The 17,413-nt window shown below is 66.7% G+C and carries 16 protein-coding genes; 7 read left to right on the forward strand and 9 right to left on the reverse strand.

Annotated features, from left to right (window positions below):
- Positions 1-235: 235 nt before the first annotated feature.
- A complete protein-coding gene (locus AC1D14_RS02975; RefSeq protein WP_230117161.1) occupies positions 236-1,678 on the reverse strand; it encodes a PhoH family protein in 1,443 nt (480 codons plus the stop codon).
- A gap of 277 nt (positions 1,679-1,955) precedes the next feature.
- Positions 1,956-2,717 carry an isoprenyl transferase gene (locus tag AC1D14_RS02980; protein ID WP_230117191.1) on the reverse strand — a complete coding sequence of 254 codons (762 nt, stop codon included), beginning with the start codon at positions 2,715-2,717 and terminating at the stop codon, positions 1,956-1,958.
- A gap of 233 nt (positions 2,718-2,950) precedes the next feature.
- Here AC1D14_RS02980 and trhA point away from each other — a divergent pair, with 233 nt between their 5' ends.
- Entirely contained in the window at positions 2,951-3,613 is a 663-nt protein-coding gene (gene trhA / locus AC1D14_RS02985; protein WP_354962123.1) for a PAQR family membrane homeostasis protein TrhA, read from the forward strand.
- On the opposite strand, the gene AC1D14_RS02990 is transcribed toward trhA, so the two are convergent.
- The 3 genes from AC1D14_RS02990 to mca all read right to left on the reverse strand — a co-directional run bounded on the left by AC1D14_RS02990 (position 3,606) and on the right by mca (position 7,124).
- A complete protein-coding gene (locus AC1D14_RS02990; RefSeq protein ID WP_476968036.1) occupies positions 3,606-5,855 on the reverse strand; it encodes a thioredoxin domain-containing protein in 2,250 nt (749 codons plus the stop codon). The two genes, trhA and AC1D14_RS02990, sit on opposite strands and share 8 nt — an antisense overlap.
- The gene (locus AC1D14_RS02995) at positions 5,833-6,111 is read right to left on the reverse strand and encodes a hypothetical protein (protein WP_230117158.1); all 279 of its coding nucleotides are present in this window, start codon (positions 6,109-6,111) and stop codon (positions 5,833-5,835) included. Before AC1D14_RS02995 ends, AC1D14_RS02990 begins: the two co-directional genes overlap by 23 nt.
- 107 nt (positions 6,112-6,218) lie before the next feature.
- Positions 6,219-7,124, reverse strand: a complete 906-nt coding sequence (mca, locus tag AC1D14_RS03000; RefSeq protein ID WP_476968037.1) for a mycothiol conjugate amidase Mca — start codon at positions 7,122-7,124, stop codon at positions 6,219-6,221.
- An 85-nt stretch (positions 7,125-7,209) separates the two neighbouring features.
- On the opposite strand from mca, the gene AC1D14_RS03005 reads away from it, so the two are divergent.
- Positions 7,210-7,680, forward strand: coding sequence for a DUF4307 domain-containing protein (locus AC1D14_RS03005; protein WP_476968038.1), 471 nt, complete (start codon positions 7,210-7,212; stop codon positions 7,678-7,680).
- Positions 7,681-7,844: 164 nt separating this feature from the next.
- Entirely contained in the window at positions 7,845-8,339 is a 495-nt protein-coding gene (gene greA, locus AC1D14_RS03010; RefSeq protein WP_230117155.1) for a transcription elongation factor GreA, read from the forward strand.
- Positions 8,340-8,446: 107 nt separating this feature from the next.
- On the opposite strand, the gene AC1D14_RS03015 is transcribed toward greA, so the two are convergent.
- From AC1D14_RS03015 to AC1D14_RS03030, 4 genes are read right to left on the reverse strand one after another with little or no spacing between them, the layout of a single operon-like run.
- Entirely contained in the window at positions 8,447-9,058 is a 612-nt protein-coding gene (locus AC1D14_RS03015; RefSeq protein ID WP_230117154.1) for a rhomboid family intramembrane serine protease, read from the reverse strand.
- 8 nt (positions 9,059-9,066) lie between these two features.
- The gene (gene ilvA / locus AC1D14_RS03020) at positions 9,067-10,305 is read right to left on the reverse strand and encodes a threonine ammonia-lyase (protein WP_230117153.1); all 1,239 of its coding nucleotides are present in this window, start codon (positions 10,303-10,305) and stop codon (positions 9,067-9,069) included.
- A gap of 3 nt (positions 10,306-10,308) precedes the next feature.
- On the reverse strand, positions 10,309-11,631 hold the full coding sequence (locus AC1D14_RS03025) for an AI-2E family transporter (RefSeq protein WP_230117152.1): 1,323 nt from the start codon (positions 11,629-11,631) through the stop codon (positions 10,309-10,311).
- 54 nt (positions 11,632-11,685) lie between these two features.
- The gene (locus tag AC1D14_RS03030; RefSeq protein WP_476968039.1) at positions 11,686-12,639 is read right to left on the reverse strand and encodes an aldose 1-epimerase family protein; all 954 of its coding nucleotides are present in this window, start codon (positions 12,637-12,639) and stop codon (positions 11,686-11,688) included.
- A gap of 186 nt (positions 12,640-12,825) precedes the next feature.
- Between AC1D14_RS03030 and AC1D14_RS03035 the strand changes: the two genes are divergently transcribed.
- From AC1D14_RS03035 to AC1D14_RS03050, 4 genes are read left to right on the forward strand one after another with little or no spacing between them, the layout of a single operon-like run.
- The gene (locus AC1D14_RS03035; RefSeq protein WP_476968040.1) at positions 12,826-13,785 is read left to right on the forward strand and encodes a DeoR/GlpR family DNA-binding transcription regulator; all 960 of its coding nucleotides are present in this window, start codon (positions 12,826-12,828) and stop codon (positions 13,783-13,785) included.
- The gene (gene galT / locus AC1D14_RS03040) at positions 13,782-14,945 is read left to right on the forward strand and encodes a galactose-1-phosphate uridylyltransferase (protein ID WP_230117149.1); all 1,164 of its coding nucleotides are present in this window, start codon (positions 13,782-13,784) and stop codon (positions 14,943-14,945) included. The genes AC1D14_RS03035 and galT overlap by 4 nt, the downstream gene beginning before the upstream one ends.
- Positions 14,942-16,099, forward strand: a complete 1,158-nt coding sequence (galK, locus tag AC1D14_RS03045; protein WP_476968041.1) for a galactokinase — start codon at positions 14,942-14,944, stop codon at positions 16,097-16,099. Before galT ends, galK begins: the two co-directional genes overlap by 4 nt.
- Before the next feature lie 21 nt (positions 16,100-16,120).
- On the forward strand, positions 16,121-17,359 hold the full coding sequence (locus AC1D14_RS03050) for an acetyl-CoA C-acetyltransferase (protein WP_476968042.1): 1,239 nt from the start codon (positions 16,121-16,123) through the stop codon (positions 17,357-17,359).
- The last annotated feature ends 54 nt before the right edge of the window (positions 17,360-17,413 follow it).

A 17,413-nucleotide genomic window follows, 5' to 3' on the forward strand; every position in this document is an offset into this window, starting at 1 on the left:
AAGCCCAACCAGCGGAACTCCAGGTTTCGACAAGCTCAACCAGCGGCATCCCAGGTTTCAACAAGCCCAACCAGCGGCCCTCGCCGGGACGCGGTCCTTCGCGTAGGAGCGCATCGCGGCGCATCGGACCCGCGGAGGTCGCCCAGCGACCAGAGCGGGTCCATATGCGTCGTGTCTAAGCGACGGCGAAGGGCCGTGGCCCGGCGAACCCGGCCACGGCCCTCGGGCACGCAGGTTAGATCTCAGCCCCTTCCAGCAGCTCCGTCACCAGCGCGGCGATGGGCGAGCGCTCGGAACGGGTGAGGGTGATGTGGCCGAAGAGCGGGTGGCCCTTGAGGATCTCGACGACGGCGGCAACGCCGTCGTGCCGGCCGACCCGCAGGTTGTCACGCTGGGCGACGTCGTGGGTGAGGACGATCTTCGAGTTCTGCCCGATGCGGCTCATCACGGTGAGCAGCACGTTCTTCTCCAGGGACTGTGCCTCGTCCACGATCACGAAGGCGTCATGCAGGGAACGGCCGCGGATGTGGGTTAGCGGCATGACCTCCAGCATGCCGCGGTCCATGACTTCCTCCACGACTTCCTGGCTGACGAGGGCACCGAGGGTATCGAAGACAGCCTGTGCCCACGGGTTCATCTTCTCCGCCTCAGAGCCCGGCAGGTAGCCCAGTTCCTGGCCACCGACGGCGTAGAGCGGGCGGAAGACAATCACTTTGCGGTGCTCCCGGCGCTCCAGCACGGCCTCCAGTCCTGCGCACAGGGCGAGGGCTGACTTGCCGGTGCCGGCGCGGCCGCCGATCGACACAATGCCTACCGCCGGGTCCATCAGCAGGTCGATGGCGAGCCGCTGTTCGGCGGAGCGTCCGTGGAGGCCGAAGACGTCCCGGTCGCCTTTCACGAGGCGGACCTGCTTGTCCGGGCCTACCCGTCCCAGTGCCGAGCCCCTGTTGGAGAGCAACACGAGACCGGTGTTGACCGGCATCTCGGCGGCGGCGGGAATGAAGACCGGCTCGTGGCCGTAGAGCGTGGAAATCTCCTCCTCGCTGGCGTCAACTTCCGCGACGCCGGTCCAGCCGGAATCCTTGACCAGCTCGTTGCGGTACTCATCGGCGAGAAGACCCATGGCCGAAGCCTTGACCCGCATGGGAAGGTCCTTGGACACCACGGTGACGTTGCGGCCCTCGTTGGCGAGGTTCTTGGCGACGGCGAGGATGCGGCTGTCGTTGTCACCGCCGCGGAAACCGGCCGGCAGCACTTCGGACGAGATGTGATTCAGCTCCACCATGAGTATCCCGCCGGCGTCTCCCAGCGGGATGGGCCGGTCGAGCCCGCCATGCTGGACGCGCAGGTCATCAAGGAGACGGAGGGCTGTCCGGGCAAAGTAGCCCAGCTCGGGATCGTGCCGCTTCCCTTCCAGCTCGGTGATGACCACGATGGGCACAATGACCTCGTGCTCCGCAAAGCGGAGCAGGGCGCGGGGATCGGACAGCAACACCGAGGTGTCAATGACGAACGTCGAGACGGCGGGCTGGGATTCTGACCTTGGGCCGGAAACAGCAAGACCGGCCGCGGCGTCTTTCGTGGCCGCACCGGTCTTTGAAATTGCTCGCTTGGCGCGAGAGGTAGCCTTCTCACCCTGGTCCGTGATGACTTCGGGCAGTTGTTCAGAATTAGCCACATCGACTCCAGCCCCGGGGCACATGCCCGGAATTGTTATTGGTGAGGCGGCTCGGCCAAAAGAGGCCGGCTCGGCCTCCCATACAACCGGTGCGAAAATTCCGCTCCATGTACTGGCCTCCCCGATCAGCCGGCGGTTTGCCTGCTGATGGTTTTAACGTAAATCTCCTCCGACTAATTTCCAAAGTCTTGGACCGGCGATTCCTGTTGCCATCTTGTGAATTCAAGATGAACGGCGCGGACAGTCCGCGGTCACGCCGGGACCGGCCCAAGGAAGGCTAGGAGCCAAACCGCCGCTGCCTGCCGGCGTAGTCCCGCAGGGCGCGGAGAAAATCGACCTTTCGGAACGCGGGCCAGAGCGCCTCGCAGAAGTAGAACTCGCTGTAGGCGCTCTGCCACATCAGGAAGCCTGACAGCCGCTGTTCGCCGGAGGTCCTGATGACCAGGTCCGGGTCCGGCTGGCCGCGGGTGTAGAGGAAACGTGAGATGTCGTCCACGGACAGGGTGTCGGCGAGTTCGCTGATGTCGGCCTTGCGGGCCACGGCATCGTGAAGCAACTCCCGCACGGCATCGACGATTTCCCGACGTCCGCCATAGCCGACCGCTACATTGACGTGCAGCTTCTCGCGCACCGGAGTCCGCGTGGTCAGTTTGGTCAGCCGGTCTGCAAGGTAGTCCGGGAGGAGTTCGGGCGCACCCATGGCGTGCACCGAAATGTCGGCGGCCTCATCCAGGCGGTCGAGTGTGTTCGCGATGATGCCCATGAGCAGGTCCAGTTCCTCACCGGAGCGGCTCATGTTGTCGGTGGAGAGCATGTAGAGGGTGACTACCCTGATCCCCAGTTCCTGGCACCAGCCCAGGAACTCGTGGATCTTGTCCGCACCGGCCTGGTGTCCCTGGCTCGTGGGGGCGTTGAACTGCCGGGCCCAGCGCCGGTTGCCGTCCACCATGACGCCGATGTGCCTGGGAATGCGTGCTGGATCCAGCGACCGCTGGAGTTTGCGCTCGTAGAAGCCATACAGGAACCCGGGCAATTCCATCCGGAGATTCACCTGACTTCCTGGCTGTGTGACTTCGTGCAAACCCTAGGCTACCGTCCGGAGGAGGCCCCCGCGCACAGGAGCAGCGCCCGTGGACGCGGTCTTCTCCTGCAGCAGGTCACGCCACCTCCCGTTACCGGCAAGTAACTTACTGAAGCGTAGGTTATTCTTGAGGCATGACGAGCAATACCCCGGAGGGGACTTCGGGCGCGCCCGAGCGTCAGCCGAACGCCATGGACAGCGCCGCCGTCCGCATCGCCGAACTGCTGACGATCAAACCAAAATGGCGCGGCTGGATCCATACAGTCACCGCGCCCCTGGCCCTGGCCGCGGGGATCGTGCTGGTAGTGCTGGCCCCCACGCCGGACCGCAAGGTCACGTCCGCCATCTACGCCCTCACGGGCGTCCTGCTGTTCGGTATCAGCGCCGTGTACCACCGCGGCAACTGGTCCCCCGGCGTGAAGATTGTCCTGAAACGCCTCGACCACACCAACATCATGCTGGTCATCGCCGGCAGCTACACGCCTCTGGCCTGGAGCCTGCTGGAGCGGCCCACCGCGGTGCTGCTGCTGTGGCTGGTCTGGTCCGGTGCCATCCTGGGCGTGCTGTTCCGGCTCCTGTGGACCAACGCGCCCCGCTGGCTCTACGTCCCGATCTACATCGCCCTGGGCTGCGGCTCGCTGTTCTACCTTCCGGACTTCTTCGCGGCAAGCGTGCCGGCCGCCTTGCTCATCTGCATCGGCGGAGCCCTGTATATCGCGGGCGCTGTCTTCTACGCGCTCAAGAAGCCGAACTTCAGCTACCAACACTTCGGCTTCCACGAACTGTTCCATGCGTTCACTGTGCTCGCATTTGCCGCCCACTTCGCGGCAATCCTCATAGCTGTCCTCAGCTAATGCGGTCCGGGCTGAGGCTTTCCAGAACCTCGGCCACGGATGCCACCGGCCGCTCACACACCATGTCGCGGCACAAGTAGACGAGCGGAACCCCGTCGGCGGCGGCCGTCCTGCCGCGCAGCAGCGGCACTCCCTGGGCATGCTCCGCAGCACCGGCACCAGAATCAGGGTCATCGCCCAGTGCCACGACCAGTCCGGGGCTGGGTGACCCCAGCAGTGCCCGGTGCAGCGCGTCCCTTGCCGGACCTGGGGGTCCGACGACGGCGGCCTCCACCGGGCCTGCAGCCGCCGCCTGCGCGGTGGCCAGCAGCCAGCCCGCCACCCGCGGGGCCCGCGGGGCAATCGGCGGCAACAGGGACATGATGTTGCCTGCCGTGATCCGGTGCTCCGCGGAGCCGGACAGGGCCGCGTAGCCCAGCAGGACGCCTGCAAACGCGGCTGCGCCGCTGGGCGTGGCGTTATCGAAGGGGTCCAGTCCCGGCTGGCGGCCCTGGGCATTGAACACCTGCTCGGATTCCCCGGTTGAGTCCGCCAGTTTGCCGTCCACGATGAATCTCGCGCAGGCGGCAGAAATCACCGACTCCGCCAGCCGGTACCAGTGGGCACTGCCGGTGACCGAGAACAGCGCCAGAAAGCCCTCTGCGCAGAACGCGTAGTCCTCCAGCAGGCCGCCGATCCCCCGTGCGGTCCCGGAGTGTGAAACGCGAACCAGCTCCCCGGTGGCAGCGCGCCAGTGGACTTCTTCCAGATAGCCAGCGATCCGCACGGCCGCGTCCAACAGTTCGGGCCGGTCCAGCACCGCGCCGGCCTCGGCCAGGGCCGCCACCGCAAGCCCGTTCCAGCCGGCCACCACCTTGTCATCGCGCGCCGGCTGCGGCCGGGCAGCCCTGGCCGCCTGCAGCGGAGCCCGCACCTCCGCCCACAGCGCCGCCTCCTCGCCTGTCAGGGCCCGGGCGGGATGCAGCGGCGAACCGAACTCCGAGACCGTACCCTGGGCGCCCACGTTCATCATCCGGGCAACGGCGGCAGCGTCGTCGGCATCCAGCAGCTGGTCGAGATCGCCGACGGTCCAGAGGTAGCTGGCGCCTTCATGGTGTTCTCCATCGACCACCGAGTCGGCGTCGAGCGAGGACGCCAGCGCGACGGCGTCACTCGGCGCCGTCCGCCCGCCGTCTGCCGCAGGGAGCCCCAGGGACGCAAGCATCCATTCGGCGGTGCGCCCCGACACTTCGGCCGCTTCCGCCGCGGGAAAGCCGGGCGTGCCGCCAAGCCGGATCCAGTGCACGTAAACCCTGAGCAGCTGGGCGTTGTCGTAGAGCATCTTTTCAAAGTGCGGAACGGACCAGTCGCGGGTCACGGAATACCGCGCGAAACCGCCGTCGAGCTGGTCGAACAACGCCGAACGCGCCATGGCCGCCAGGGTACGCCCCGCCATGTCCCGGGCCGCCCCGGCCGTCTCTGAGGGCACGGCCGCGTGCCGTATCAGGAACTCAAGTACCGCCGACGGCGGGAACTTGGGGGCGTCGCCGAAACCGCCGTCGTCGGGGTCTTCCGACCGGGCCAGCGACAGGACCGCGGCGGGAAGTAGCTCCGCATCGAGCAGCTCGGGCGGACCTGATAGGTCCACAGCGGCGGAGAGCTGGGCGTGGCCCATGTTCTGCGAAAGGGAGCGGGCATTCTGTTCCACCGCGTCGCGGCGCTCGTCCCACGCATCCCGCACGGCCTCGAGCAGCTGCAGGAACGACGGCCGGCCGGGCATCGGCCGGGGCGGGAAGTAGGTTCCGGCATGGAACGGGAGTCCGTCCGACGTCAGGAAAACGGACATGGGCCATCCACCCTCGCCACTGATGGCCTGCGTGGCCGCCATGTAGACGGCGTCGACGTCCGGCCGCTCTTCACGGTCCACTTTTACCGCGACAAAATGCGCGTTCAGATAGTCCGCGGTGGCCTGGTCCTCGAAGGATTCATGGGCCATGACGTGGCACCAGTGACATGCGGCATAGCCGATGGACAGGAACACCGGAACGTTCCGGGCGGCCGCGTACGCAAACGCCTGGTCGCCGAAGGGCTGCCAGTGCACCGGGTTGCCGGCGTGCTGGCGCAAGTAGGCGGACGGTTCCCCGCCCAGGGCGTTGTGCGCCCCCGGCTGCGTGGCCACCGGCTGGGTGGCCGGCTGCTCCGTTGTCCCGGGCTCCGTGGTGCCGCCATCGGGGCCGGCGTCAGGCGTCTGTTCTGCCTGCATTGCCGTCAGCGGCATCGTCGTGGGCGATGTCTGCAGCTTCAGCAGCAGCCATGCGCTCCTCTTCGACCTGGGCGCGGTAGCGCACGCGCCGGATGCGGCGCACCATGTCCACAATCAGCAGCGCCGTCAGCACGACGATGAACGCCGTCAACAGGAACCCCAGCAGGCCGGGGGTTACCTGGTCCTGCGAGAGGCCCGGGCGCAATGAAGGCGAGGGAGCCGGGGACGATGCCAGGGCGATGAGCAAGTGGTGCACGGTTGGAACCTTCTCGGTGGACTGGGGCGCAGGACGCCTGGCCGTTCTCGGCTGCGTTATTTTCTACCGCGTCATTTTCTACGCGGGATAGAAATGATCTGTTGTCTCTATCTTAGCCCCGCAAAAAGGTCCTTCTCCGGGAGCTCGGCAGGCACCCGCGATTGGATCAGCGTGTAGTCCTCCCACGGCCAGGCCCGGCGCTGCATATCGGGAGAGACAGCGAAAAAGAAGCCCAGCGGATCAACCTGGGTGCGGTGGGCGCGGAGGGCATCGTCGCGCGCTTCGAAGAAGTCACCGCAGTCCACCTGGGTGGTGGTCGCATGGGTGGGCTGCGGAGGGGTGTGCCCTTCGGCGTCGGTCTCAAGCCAGGCAGCCAAGCGCTCGGCATAGGKCGACTGGAGCCCGGCCTCTTCGAGCGCGAAGTGGAGGGCGCGGAACCGGTCGGGACTGAAGGCGCGGTCGTAGTAAAGCTTGCTCGGCTCCCAGGGCTCGCCGATTCCCTGGTACCTGGCCGGGTCCCCGGCAGCCTCAAAGGCCTCCACCGCCACGCGGTGGGCCATGATGTGGTCCGGGTGCGGGTAACCGCCCTTTTCGTCGTAGCTGACGATCACCTGCGGCTTGAAGTCCCGGACAAGACGTACCAGCGGTGCGGCGGCGCGTTCAAGCGGCTGCAGTGCAAATGATCCGGCGGGCAGGGGCGGGAGCGGATCGCCCTCCGGCAGCCCTGAATCGACGAAGCCGAGCCACCGCTGCCTTACGCCCAGGATCCGCGCGGCCTCACTCATTTCGAGCCTGCGCGCTCCGGCCATGTCCCGCTTGGGGTGGGGCTCCCCCTCCATGGCGGGGTTCTGGATGTCCCCCCGCGAGCCGTCGGTGCAGGTGGCCACCATGACGTCCACACCGGCAGCGGCGTACATGGCCATGGTCGCGGCGCCCTTGCTCGACTCGTCATCCGGGTGGGCATGGACGGTCAGCAGGCGAAGCGAAGGTGACTGGCTGGTGGACGCGGTCATCTGGGACTGCCCCTCTTTCTACTGTTGCCGGTTGCGGCGGCTGGCTCCGGATTTTTCACCGGCGGATCCCCACTAAACTGGAGGGGTGACTACCGAGGACAAGTCGGGCACTCCCCAGCCTGCAGACATTAGCCTAGCCAATCGCTATGGCGGTCCAAAGCGCGGGCTGTCCGGAAAAGCCAAACGGGGCGCAGTGATTGCAGCCCTGGTGGCCGGGATCGGATTCCTGGCCTGGGTGTCCACGTCCTCGGCCATGTCGTCTGTCATGTTCAAGGACCTCGGCTACAGCACCACCGACGCAACCCGGGCCGAGCTGGATTTCCAGGTCACACGGGAGCCCGGCACCGCCGTGAAGTGCGCGGTCAAGGCGCTCGATTCCAAGTTCGCCGTCGTGGGCTGGAAAGTGGTGGATATTCCGCCGGACCAGCCGGATTCCCAGCAGGCACAGGGTGCTGACGGCGGCCGCACCATCTCCCGGCGCGAAGTGCTGCGCACAGAATCGCAGTCCGTCTCTGCGGTCGTGGACGGCTGCTGGATCCCGGGCGCCGCCAAGTAGGTATGTGACCCACACCGCTTGCTCGTTGGGTTTTATCCACAGGATTGACTACAATGGACCAATACCTTTACCCCGCTGAGTTGGTTGCTGAGTTCCACAAGTGGCCACCGTGGCGGGGTCTTTGCTTGTATGACCTGCTTGTTTAACCACTAGAGGAGAAGTCCGTGTCTACCACCAACAGCGCGCCTGCAGCTTGGCTTACCCAGGAAGCTTTTGACCGCCTGAAGGCAGAGCTGGACCACCTTTCCAGCGCCGGCCGGGCGGATATCGTCCAGAAAATTGAAGCTGCGCGCCAAGAGGGAGACCTCAAGGAAAACGGCGGCTACCACGCAGCCAAGGAAGAGCAGGGCAAGATTGAGGCCCGCATCCGCCAGCTCACCGCGCTGCTCCGCGACGCCCACGTCGGCGAAGCCCCGGCAGATGACGGAATCGTCGAGCCCGGCATGCTCGTCGTTGCCCGGATCGCCGGGGACGAGGAGAAGTTCCTGCTTGGTTCGCGTGAAATCGCCGGCGACTCCGATCTGGATGTCTTCAGCGAGAAGTCCCCGCTCGGCGCGGCCATCATGGGCCACAAAGAGGGCGACAAGCTCAGCTACACTGCCCCCAACGGCAAGGAAATCCCCGTGGAGATCCTGTCCGCCAAGCCCTACGCAGGCTAAGCGGCGCGCCCTTCGCTTCGGCTGGTCGTGCTAAAACGCACGACCGTCCACGAACGACGCCGGCCCTCCCCCATTGCGGGAGGGCCGGCGTCGTGCTTTAACTCGCCTTAGCCGCTGCGGGCCGCGCTTCTTGCCCGTAGCACGACCGCCGCCAGGACGCCGCCGGCGGCGCCGCCGAGGTGTGCTTGCCACGAGACGTAGCCCGCCACGCTTGGAATGAGCCCGAAGAGGATGCTGCCGTAAGCCATGAAGAGCACCACAGACAGCAGAATCTGCCACCAGTTGCGGTTGAAAAAGCCCCGGACCAGGAGGAAGGCGAACAGCCCGAAGACCAGGCCGGACGCCCCCACGGTGATCCCGCCGCCGCCGATCAGCCAGACTGCCGCGCCGGAGCCCAGCCAGCTGCAGGCCACGGCCGTAAGGAAGATCCGCAACCCGGACATGAAGACCAGGAAGCCAAAGATGATCAGGGGCAGCGCATTGGACAGGACGTGGTTCAGGTTGGCGTGGAGCAGAGGGAAGGTGAAGATGTCCAGGATTCCGTCCGCGCTGCGCGGCCGGAGTCCGAAGATGCCGTTCAGGGCGTGGAGCGTGAGCATGTTCACCAGCTCGATGGCAAAGAGGAGCGCCACGAATGACCCCACCACCAGCAGCCCGCCCTTGGCGCGCGACGCCGGCGTGTCCCTCGTGGCCGGAGAGTCGCCAGGGGTGTCCAGCATGCCTGCTCCTAGTGCACCACGATCGGCTGGAAACCCTCGGCGCGCAGCGCACCGAGGACCTGTTCACCGTGCTCGTGGCCCTTGGTCTCGAGGTTCACCGTGATGGAAACGTCCCCCATGCTGATGGATCCGCCCACCCGGGTGTGGTCAAGACCCGTCACGTTGGCATCGTTCTCCGCAATGATCCGCGCGATAGTGGCCAGCGAACCCGGGCGGTCGTCGAGCATCATGCGCACGGTCATGTAGCGGCCGGCGGCGGAAAGACCGCGCTGAATGACCTTGAGCATCAGCATCGGGTCGATGTTGCCGCCGGACAGGATGACTGCCGTTGTGCCGGGGTTTTCGATCTTGCCGTCCATAAGGGCCGCCACGCCCACTGCCCCGGCCGGCTCCACCACCATCTTGGCCCGTTCCAGGAGGAAGATCAGCGCCCTTGCCAGGGAGTCCTCGCTGACCGTGACCACGTCATCCACGAGTTCACGGATGATGCTGAAGGGCAGCTGCCCGGGTCGGCCCACGGCGATGCCGTCGGCCATGGTCGAAACCTTTTTCAAGGGCACCAGGGCATCGGCCGCCAGCGACGGCGGGTAGGCGGCCGCATTTTCGGCCTGCACGCCGATGATACGGATTTCCCGGCCAAGTTCCTTGGCTCTGGCCTTGACGGCCACGGCCACGCCGGCCAGCAGGCCGCCGCCACCGACGCCCATGAGGATGGTGTCGACGTCGGGTATCTGTTCGAGGATTTCCAGGCCCACGGTACCCTGGCCGGCCACCACGTCAACGTTGTCGAAGGGGTGGACAAAGACCGCGCCGGTATCGTCGGCGTAGCGCTGCGCCTCGGCGAGTGCCTCGTCCACGTTATGCCCGTGCAGTATCACCTCGGCGCCGTGGCTGCGCGTGGCGGCCAGCTTAGGAAGGGCCACGCCGAGCGGCATGTAGATCCGTGCCTTGATACCCAGGCTCTTGGCAGCCACTGCCACACCCTGCGCGTGGTTGCCGGCTGAGGCCGCCACAACTCCTCGCTTTTTGTCCGACTCAGAGAGGCGGGCCATCCTGACGTAGGCGCCGCGCACCTTGAAGGAACCGGCACGCTGGAGGTTTTCACACTTGAAGAAGACCTGGCCGCCGACCATGCTGCCCAGCGCCCGGGAGGACTCCACGGGCGTCCGGGTAATAATCCCGTCAAGCAACTTCTGCGCCTCAAGGACATCGTCCAGCGTGACGGGAAGGCTTTCAGGGGTATTCACGAACTATTCTCCTTTGGGAAATTCAGCTTCGGAGCCCGGAGCGGCCTTGCCGCCCGGGGCACCTGTTGCACGATCGGCGTCCTTGCCGTGGCCGGGATTCGCACCCGGCAAACGGACGTCTTTGAAGGTGTTGTCCTGGTCTGCGCCGGCTGAGCCCGCCGCGACACTGCCGCGCGCGGCAGCCAGCACTTGATCATGTTCCCACGTTCTGCCGGCAATATACCGAATCGCCGAGTTTGCTACGGCAAGGATCGGCACGGAGAAGAGGGCTCCGGGGATGCCTGCGAGGTAGGAACCGGCGGCGACAGACAGGATCACTGCCACCGGGTGCAGGGCCACGGCCTTGCCCATGACGAGCGGCTGCAGGATGTGGCTTTCCAGCTGCTGCACCAGCAATACGATGCCCAGCATGACCAGCGCGTTTACGGGGCCGTTGGCCACAAGGGCCAGCAGCACCGCGATGGCACCCGTCACCAGGGCACCGACCACCGGAATGAAGGAGCCGATGAACACGAGCACGCCGAGCGGGAGTGCCAGCGGGACGCCGATGATGGCCGCACCCACTCCGATGCCCACCGCGTCCACAAAGGCCACAAACATCTGGATCCGGGCGTAGCTGACCATCGACGTCCAGCCGCGCCGCCCGGCACCATCGGCGGGAATGCGTGCCCGCCGCGGGAGAAGCCGGACCATGAAGCCCCAGATCCGCTCCCCCTCCAGGAGGAAGAAGATGAGGATGAACAGCGCCAGCACCATCCCGGCGGCAAAGTGTCCTGCAGTGCTCCCGAAGGAAAGCGCACCGCTGAGTATGCTGCTGCTGTTGTTCTGCAGCGCAGCCGTTGCTTCCTGAATGTATTGGTCAATCTGCGCGGCCGTCAGGTGCAGCGGTCCCACCGCCAGCCAGTCCTGGACCTGCTGGACACCCGTCAGTGCCTCGCTCCACAGCTCCTGGAAGCCCAAAGCCAGCTGGCGCCCCACCAGTGCCAGCGCCCCGACGATCAGTCCGACGAACGCCAGGACCGTGAGGGCGACGGCAGCTCCGTTCGGAAGGCGCTGCGAGCGCAGCCACCCCACCACGGGGCTGAGCAGGCCGGCCAGCAGCGCCGCCACCATGACCGGGATGATGAGGAAGCTGACCTTGCTGAGCAGCCATACGAGCCCGCCGATGACCAGCAGGATCAGCCCCAGCCGCCATGCCCACGCCGCCGCGATGCGCACGCCGTAAGGAATGTCGTGCTCGAGGTCATGCTCCGTCCGTGGGCGCGGGGGCGGAAGGATGGTTGTCTTGACAGGTTCTTCGGGCGTGGCGTCCTTAGCTGGCGTCATAGCCCCATAATTCCCTAGCTGCGCGGCTATGGGAAACGGGAGCGAAGCACAGAGTCAGGTGGTGCTCCCGCTGATGCCCCACGTCATGGTGAAAGACTCATCGGGGGCCAGCCACCCGAGGCCGTGGCCGGAGTTGAAGGCGTTCGCCGGCCCGGTCATCGGTTCTATGGCCACCGCCTTGGGCCGGCCGGGAAATTCGCGGGTCACAAACACATGCACGAACGGGCACGTGGCGTCCTGCCACAGGCTCACGGTGCGGCCGTCTGCCGCCGACAGCGTGTGACGGGCAATCCCGCCGTCGAACTCCAGGTCAGTGAGGGCGACGTCGATGTCGAGGTCCCCCACTTTCCGGCCCGGGCGCAGATCGGTGTCTTCGCTGACAGGTTCAGAACTGCGGGGAATGAGCCTGTTGTCCGCCACAAGTCGCGTATCTGCGTGAACGGTCAGGGTGAGGTCCTCGCTGGGGACGTCGCCCAGCCGAAGGTACGGATGCGCCCCCAGGACGAACGGCGCGTCACCCTCCGAATCATTGATCAGGGTTTGGCGCACCACCAGCCCCAGGTCCTCGGCCAGGGAGTACTCCACACGGTGCCGCACCAGGAACGGGTAGCCATGCTGGGGGAAGACGGGGGCTTCGAGGGTCACCGAAAACTCCGACTCGGAGACGAGGGCGTACGACGCGTTGCGCAGGAGTCCATGGCTGGCGTTATTCCGCGACACCTCGGTGATGTCCAGCTGCTGCTTCGTGCCGTTGAGGTGCCACGTCCCGCCCTCCACCCGGTTTGCCCAGGGCGCCAGGGTTATGCCCGTTGCTCCCGGCGGGATATCGGCGTCGCCATACGACTCGGTGAGCTGGACGCCGCCGCGGCTGTACCAGCGCAGACCCGCGGCCAGCTCGGTCACCACTGCGAGCGCGTCGCCGCGCCTCAGCTCGTACTGCCGGCCGGAGGCATAACGCCTGCGTTCGTGCTGGTCATCACGGGGTTCAGGAAGGGCGCCGGAAGTCATGAAACTTACCGTACAACGTGCGGGCCTTCCGTCGTCAGCCGATCCGATTGTTATCTTTTGTTAGAAAGTATTTGTTTTTGATCGTTTTATGCCACAATGGTGATATGCCGCATACGGGGCAGACGGAGCACCGGTGAGCGGCGCTCCGGACCACAGGCGCCGAAGAGGCCGGAAAGGAGGGACCCTTTGCTTGCAACCCAGCGCCAGCACCGGATCCTCCAGGAACTCGAAGCCCAAGGCACCGTCCGCGTCACCTCACTCGCCGGTCTGCTCAGCGTCTCGGAAATGACAATCCGGCGGGACATCGACGCCCTGGACGCCGAAGGCCTGCTGCTGCGGGTTCACGGCGGTGCCACGAAGACCGGAACCTTTGGCGCCGTCGAACCGGAGTTTGTCAGCAAGTTGGCCCAGGAAACCGAGGCGAAACGGGCCATCGCAGCCGAAGCGCTGAACCTGCTGCGGCCGGACATGACGCTCCTCATCTCCGGCGGCACCACAACGTATGAGTTCGCCCGGCTCCTCCCCCGCGGCCTCGGTCTGACGGTTGCCACGAATTCCATCATGGTGGCCAATGCCCTGGCGGGTCCGGCCCCGTCGCCCCAGTCAGGGCAGGGACAGTCAGACCGGGAACACCCAGGCGGTGAACCCGGCGGCATCCGCACCCTGGTGCTTGGCGGCCAGCGGACGCCCTCCGAAGCACTCGTCGGCCCGGTCACCATGCATGCCATGAAAAACCTTCACGCAGACCTTTGCTTCATGGGAGTGCACGGCATCGACCCGCATGCCGGAATCACGTCGCCCAACCTCCTCGAAGCCGAGGTGAACGCCGCCATGATTGCTGCGTCGGGCGAGCTGGTCGTGCTCGCGGATGCCACAAAGTACGGACTCGTCGGGCTGGCCGGAATAGCGCCGCTTTCGGCCGTCGTCACGCTGGTCACCGACACCAGAATCGGCACGGGCTACGGCGGCCGCTCCGCACTGGACCTGCTGCGGGAGACGGTCCGCGATGTGCGCATCGTGCCCGCCGGCCCCCATCACGAACGGCCCGCACGCGGAGCACTCCACGCTTCTGCTGCCGAACTCCACCCCTACCTCCCGGCCGGCCCGAACCGGCCGGTTACCGCGTTCAAAGGACATGACGCATGACCCACATCACCAGCACCCACCTTGCCGACGGCCGGGAACTGCTCTATTTCGACGACGCCGGATCGGCCCGGCCCCGTTCCGTGGAAACCACGCAGGACCGCCGGGACCTCCCGGCCCGCGGGGAACCGGGCGAGGTCCGCTTCGACGCCCTCACCGGGGAATGGGTGGCCGTGGCCGCGCACCGGCAGGCCCGCACGCACCTCCCGCCGGCGGACCAATGCCCGATCTGCCCCACCACCGACGCCAACCCCTCCGAGATCCCGGCGCCGGACTACGACGTCGCCGTATTCGAAAACCGCTTCCCCTCCCTGGGCCCGGCGGTAGGGCCGGTTCCGGACAACCCAGGCTGGGGAACTACTGGACCCGCGTTCGGCAGGTGCGAGGTGGTGACGTTTACGCCCGAGCACACCGGATCCTTCAGCGGCCTGACCGAAACCCGCTCGCGGACCGTGGTTGAAGCCTGGGCCCACCGCACCGCCGCCCTCAGCGCCCTGCCGGGCATCAAGCAGGTTTTCCCGTTCGAAAACCGCGGAGCGGACATCGGCGTGACCCTGCACCACCCGCACGGCCAGATTTATGCCTACCCTTACGTGACACCCCGGGCCGCCGTCATGGGGGCCGCCGCCCGCAAGTTCTATGACGACGCCGACGGCCGGCAAACGCTGACCGGCTCGCTTCTGAGGGCAGAACGGGAGGACGGCAGCCGGATGGTCATGGAAAGCGACAGCTTCAGCGCCTACGTTCCGTTCGCCGCCCGCTGGCCCCTTGAGATCCACCTCGTTCCCCACCGCCAGGTTCCCGACCTGGCGGCACTGACCGGCGAAGAGAAGGACGAACTGGCGCACGTTTACCTGGACCTGCTCAAACGCCTCGACGCCCTGTATCCCACACCGACCCCCTACATCTCGGCCTGGCACCAGGCACCGGTGGACACCCTGCTCCGCCCGGCGGGCTACCTGCACCTGCAGCTCACCTCCCCCCGCCGCGCTGCGGACAAGCTCAAGTTCCTGGCAGGATCGGAGGCCGCCATGGGCGCGTTCATCAACGACACCACACCCGAGCTTGTGGCTGAGAGGCTCCGCGCTGTCACTGTTCCAGCCTCGACGGCTGAAGCACTCGCCCCGTCCGCCTCCGGACTCACCGAAGGAGCCCACGCATGACCGCCGCCAGCACCACCCAGCTCGCGGAACAGTTCCGAGCCGCCTTCGGCAGCGAACCGGACGGCGTCTGGCAGGCCCCGGGCCGGGTGAACCTGATCGGCGAACACACCGACTACAACGAAGGCTTCGTCCTTCCGTTCGCGATCGACAAGACGGCGCGTGTCGCCGTCGGCGTCCGTTCCGACTCAACGGTGCGGCTCTTGTCCACCTACGGGGACCAGGGCCTGACGACGGCGGACACCGCCACGCTGGACGGCCGGACGGCCAAGGGCTGGACCAAGTACCCCCTGGGCGTCATCTGGTCGCTGCAGCAGCGCGGCATCGACGTTCCCGGCCTTGACCTGCTCCTGGATTCCAACGTTCCTCTCGGTGCAGGACTCTCCTCGTCCCATTCCATCGAATGCGCCGTTGTCTCCGCCCTGAATGACATCACCGGCGCCGGGCTCAGCCCCGAGGAAATGGTCCTGGCAACGCAGCGTGCCGAGAACGACTTCGTCGGCGCACCCACAGGCATCATGGACCAGTCCGCCTCGTTGCGGGGCTCAGCAGGGCATGCCGTGTTCCTCGACTGCCGCGACCAAAGCGTGGAGCTGGTGCCTTTTGAGGCAGAGGCCGCCGGCCTGGTCATGCTCGTGATCGACACCAAGGTTTCCCACTCCCATGCCGACGGCGGTTACGCGTCCCGCCGGGCATCCTGCGAGCTGGGGGCAGAAGTGCTTGGCGTCAAGGCCCTGCGGGATGTTGCACCGGGCGACCTCGACGAGGCCAGCGGACTCCTGGACGAAGTCACATTCCGCCGGGTCCGCCACGTCGTCACCGAAAACGACCGCGTCCTGCAGACCGTGGAACTTCTTGGTCTGGAGGGTCCTTCGTCGATCGGCGGACTCCTGGATGCCAGCCACGCCTCCATGCGCGATGATTTCGAAATCTCCTGCGCCGAGCTGGACCTTGCTGTCGAAGCCTCCCGGTCGAACGGGGCCATCGGCGCCCGGATGACGGGCGGCGGGTTTGGCGGCGCGGCCATCGCCCTGACCCCGGTGGCGGAGGAACAGCGGGTGCGCACCGCCGTCGAACGGGCCTTTGCCGAGGCGGGATACACCGCGCCGGACATCTTCACTGTCACCCCGGCCGCCGGGGCGATGCGGCTGGCGTAGCCGCGGGCGTAGGCTGGGCGCATGCCGGAAGCAGTCATTGTTTCAACCGCCAGAAGCCCGATCGGCCGCGCCTTCAAGGGGTCCTTGAAAGACGAGCGGCCGGACGACCTCGCCGCGGCCATGGTGGCCGCGGCGCTTGCGAAGCTGCCGTCATTCGACCCGTCCGGGGACAGCGGTCCCGGGCTCGACGACCTCTATCTGGGGTGTGCCGAACCCAGTGGAGAAGCCGGCTCGAACATGGCACGGGTGGTCACCATACTGGCGGGCCTGGACACCGTCCCTGCGGCGACCATCAACCGGTTCTGCGCCTCGAGCCTGCAGACCATCCGCATGGCTTACCACGCCATCAAGGCCGGCGAGGGGCAGGCGTTCGTGTCGGCCGGCGTCGAGGCCGTGTCCCGGTACCAGAGCTGGGCCGGGGCCGGAGAAACCGACGCCGGCAACCACAACCCCCGGTTCGGGCCGGCCCGCCAGCGCACCGCAGCACGGGCCGAGTCCAACACGCCCTGGACGGACCCGCGGCTGGGCGGGCGTATGCCGGACATCTACGTCGCCATGGGCCAGACGGCCGAGAACGTGGCCACGTCCTACGGCATCAGCCGCGAAGAGCAGGACGCGTGGGCAGTGCTGAGCCAGAACCGGACCGAGGCCGCCATCGCTTCCGGGTTCTACGCCAGGGAAATCACACCCTATGAACGGCGCGACGGCACGGTAGTGGACCGGGACGACTCGCCGCGCGCCGGCGTCACCCTCGAAGCCGTCAGTGCCCTGCAGCCCGTGTTCCGTCGCGAGGGCACGGTCACCGCCGGCAACGCCTGCCCCCTCAACGACGGCGCGGCCGCGATGGTCATCATGAGCGATGCCCGGGCCAGGGAACTGGGACTGGAGCCGCTGGCGCGCATTGTAGCGACAGGCGTCAGCGCGCTGTCACCCGAACTGATGGGAATGGGCCCGGTGGAATCCACCCGGCGGGCCCTGGCCTCTGCCGGGCTGGGCATCGGGGACATCGATCTCGTAGAGCTCAACGAGGCCTTCGCGGTCCAGGTGATCGCCAGCGCCCGCGAACTCGGGATCGATTCGGCGAAGCTCAACGTCCACGGGGGCGCCATTGCCCTGGGCCACCCCTTCGGCATGACCGGTGCCCGGATCACCAGCACGCTGCTCAACGGCCTGCGCGCGACGGACGGAACCCTGGGCCTGGCCACGCTCTGCGTGGGCGGCGGGCAAGGCATGGCACTGGTGCTGGAGCGCCTTAGCTGACTACGCCCCTCCACCTGTATGGAAGAACAGGCTTAATGACGGAAGAGGGCCCCG

This window comes from Arthrobacter sp. P1_B11, assembly GCF_056406715.1.

What these genes read in the sequence shown, in the direction of transcription:
- galK (WP_476968041.1), top strand. Translation starts at nt 14,942, where the DNA reads ATGACCGCCGCCAGCACCACCCAGCTCGCGGAACAGTTCCGAGCCGCC.
- trhA (WP_354962123.1), top strand. Translation starts at nt 2,951, where the DNA reads ATGGACAGCGCCGCCGTCCGCATCGCCGAACTGCTGACGATCAAACCA.
- AC1D14_RS03025 (WP_230117152.1), bottom strand. Translation starts at nt 11,631, where the DNA reads ATGACGCCAGCTAAGGACGCCACGCCCGAAGAACCTGTCAAGACAACC.
- AC1D14_RS02980 (WP_230117191.1), bottom strand. Translation starts at nt 2,717, where the DNA reads ATGGAATTGCCCGGGTTCCTGTATGGCTTCTACGAGCGCAAACTCCAG.
- AC1D14_RS03050 (WP_476968042.1), top strand. Translation starts at nt 16,121, where the DNA reads ATGCCGGAAGCAGTCATTGTTTCAACCGCCAGAAGCCCGATCGGCCGC.
- AC1D14_RS03015 (WP_230117154.1), bottom strand. Translation starts at nt 9,058, where the DNA reads ATGCTGGACACCCCTGGCGACTCTCCGGCCACGAGGGACACGCCGGCG.
- galT (WP_230117149.1), top strand. Translation starts at nt 13,782, where the DNA reads ATGACCCACATCACCAGCACCCACCTTGCCGACGGCCGGGAACTGCTC.
- AC1D14_RS02990 (WP_476968036.1), bottom strand. Translation starts at nt 5,855, where the DNA reads ATGCAGGCAGAACAGACGCCTGACGCCGGCCCCGATGGCGGCACCACG.
- AC1D14_RS03030 (WP_476968039.1), bottom strand. Translation starts at nt 12,639, where the DNA reads ATGACTTCCGGCGCCCTTCCTGAACCCCGTGATGACCAGCACGAACGC.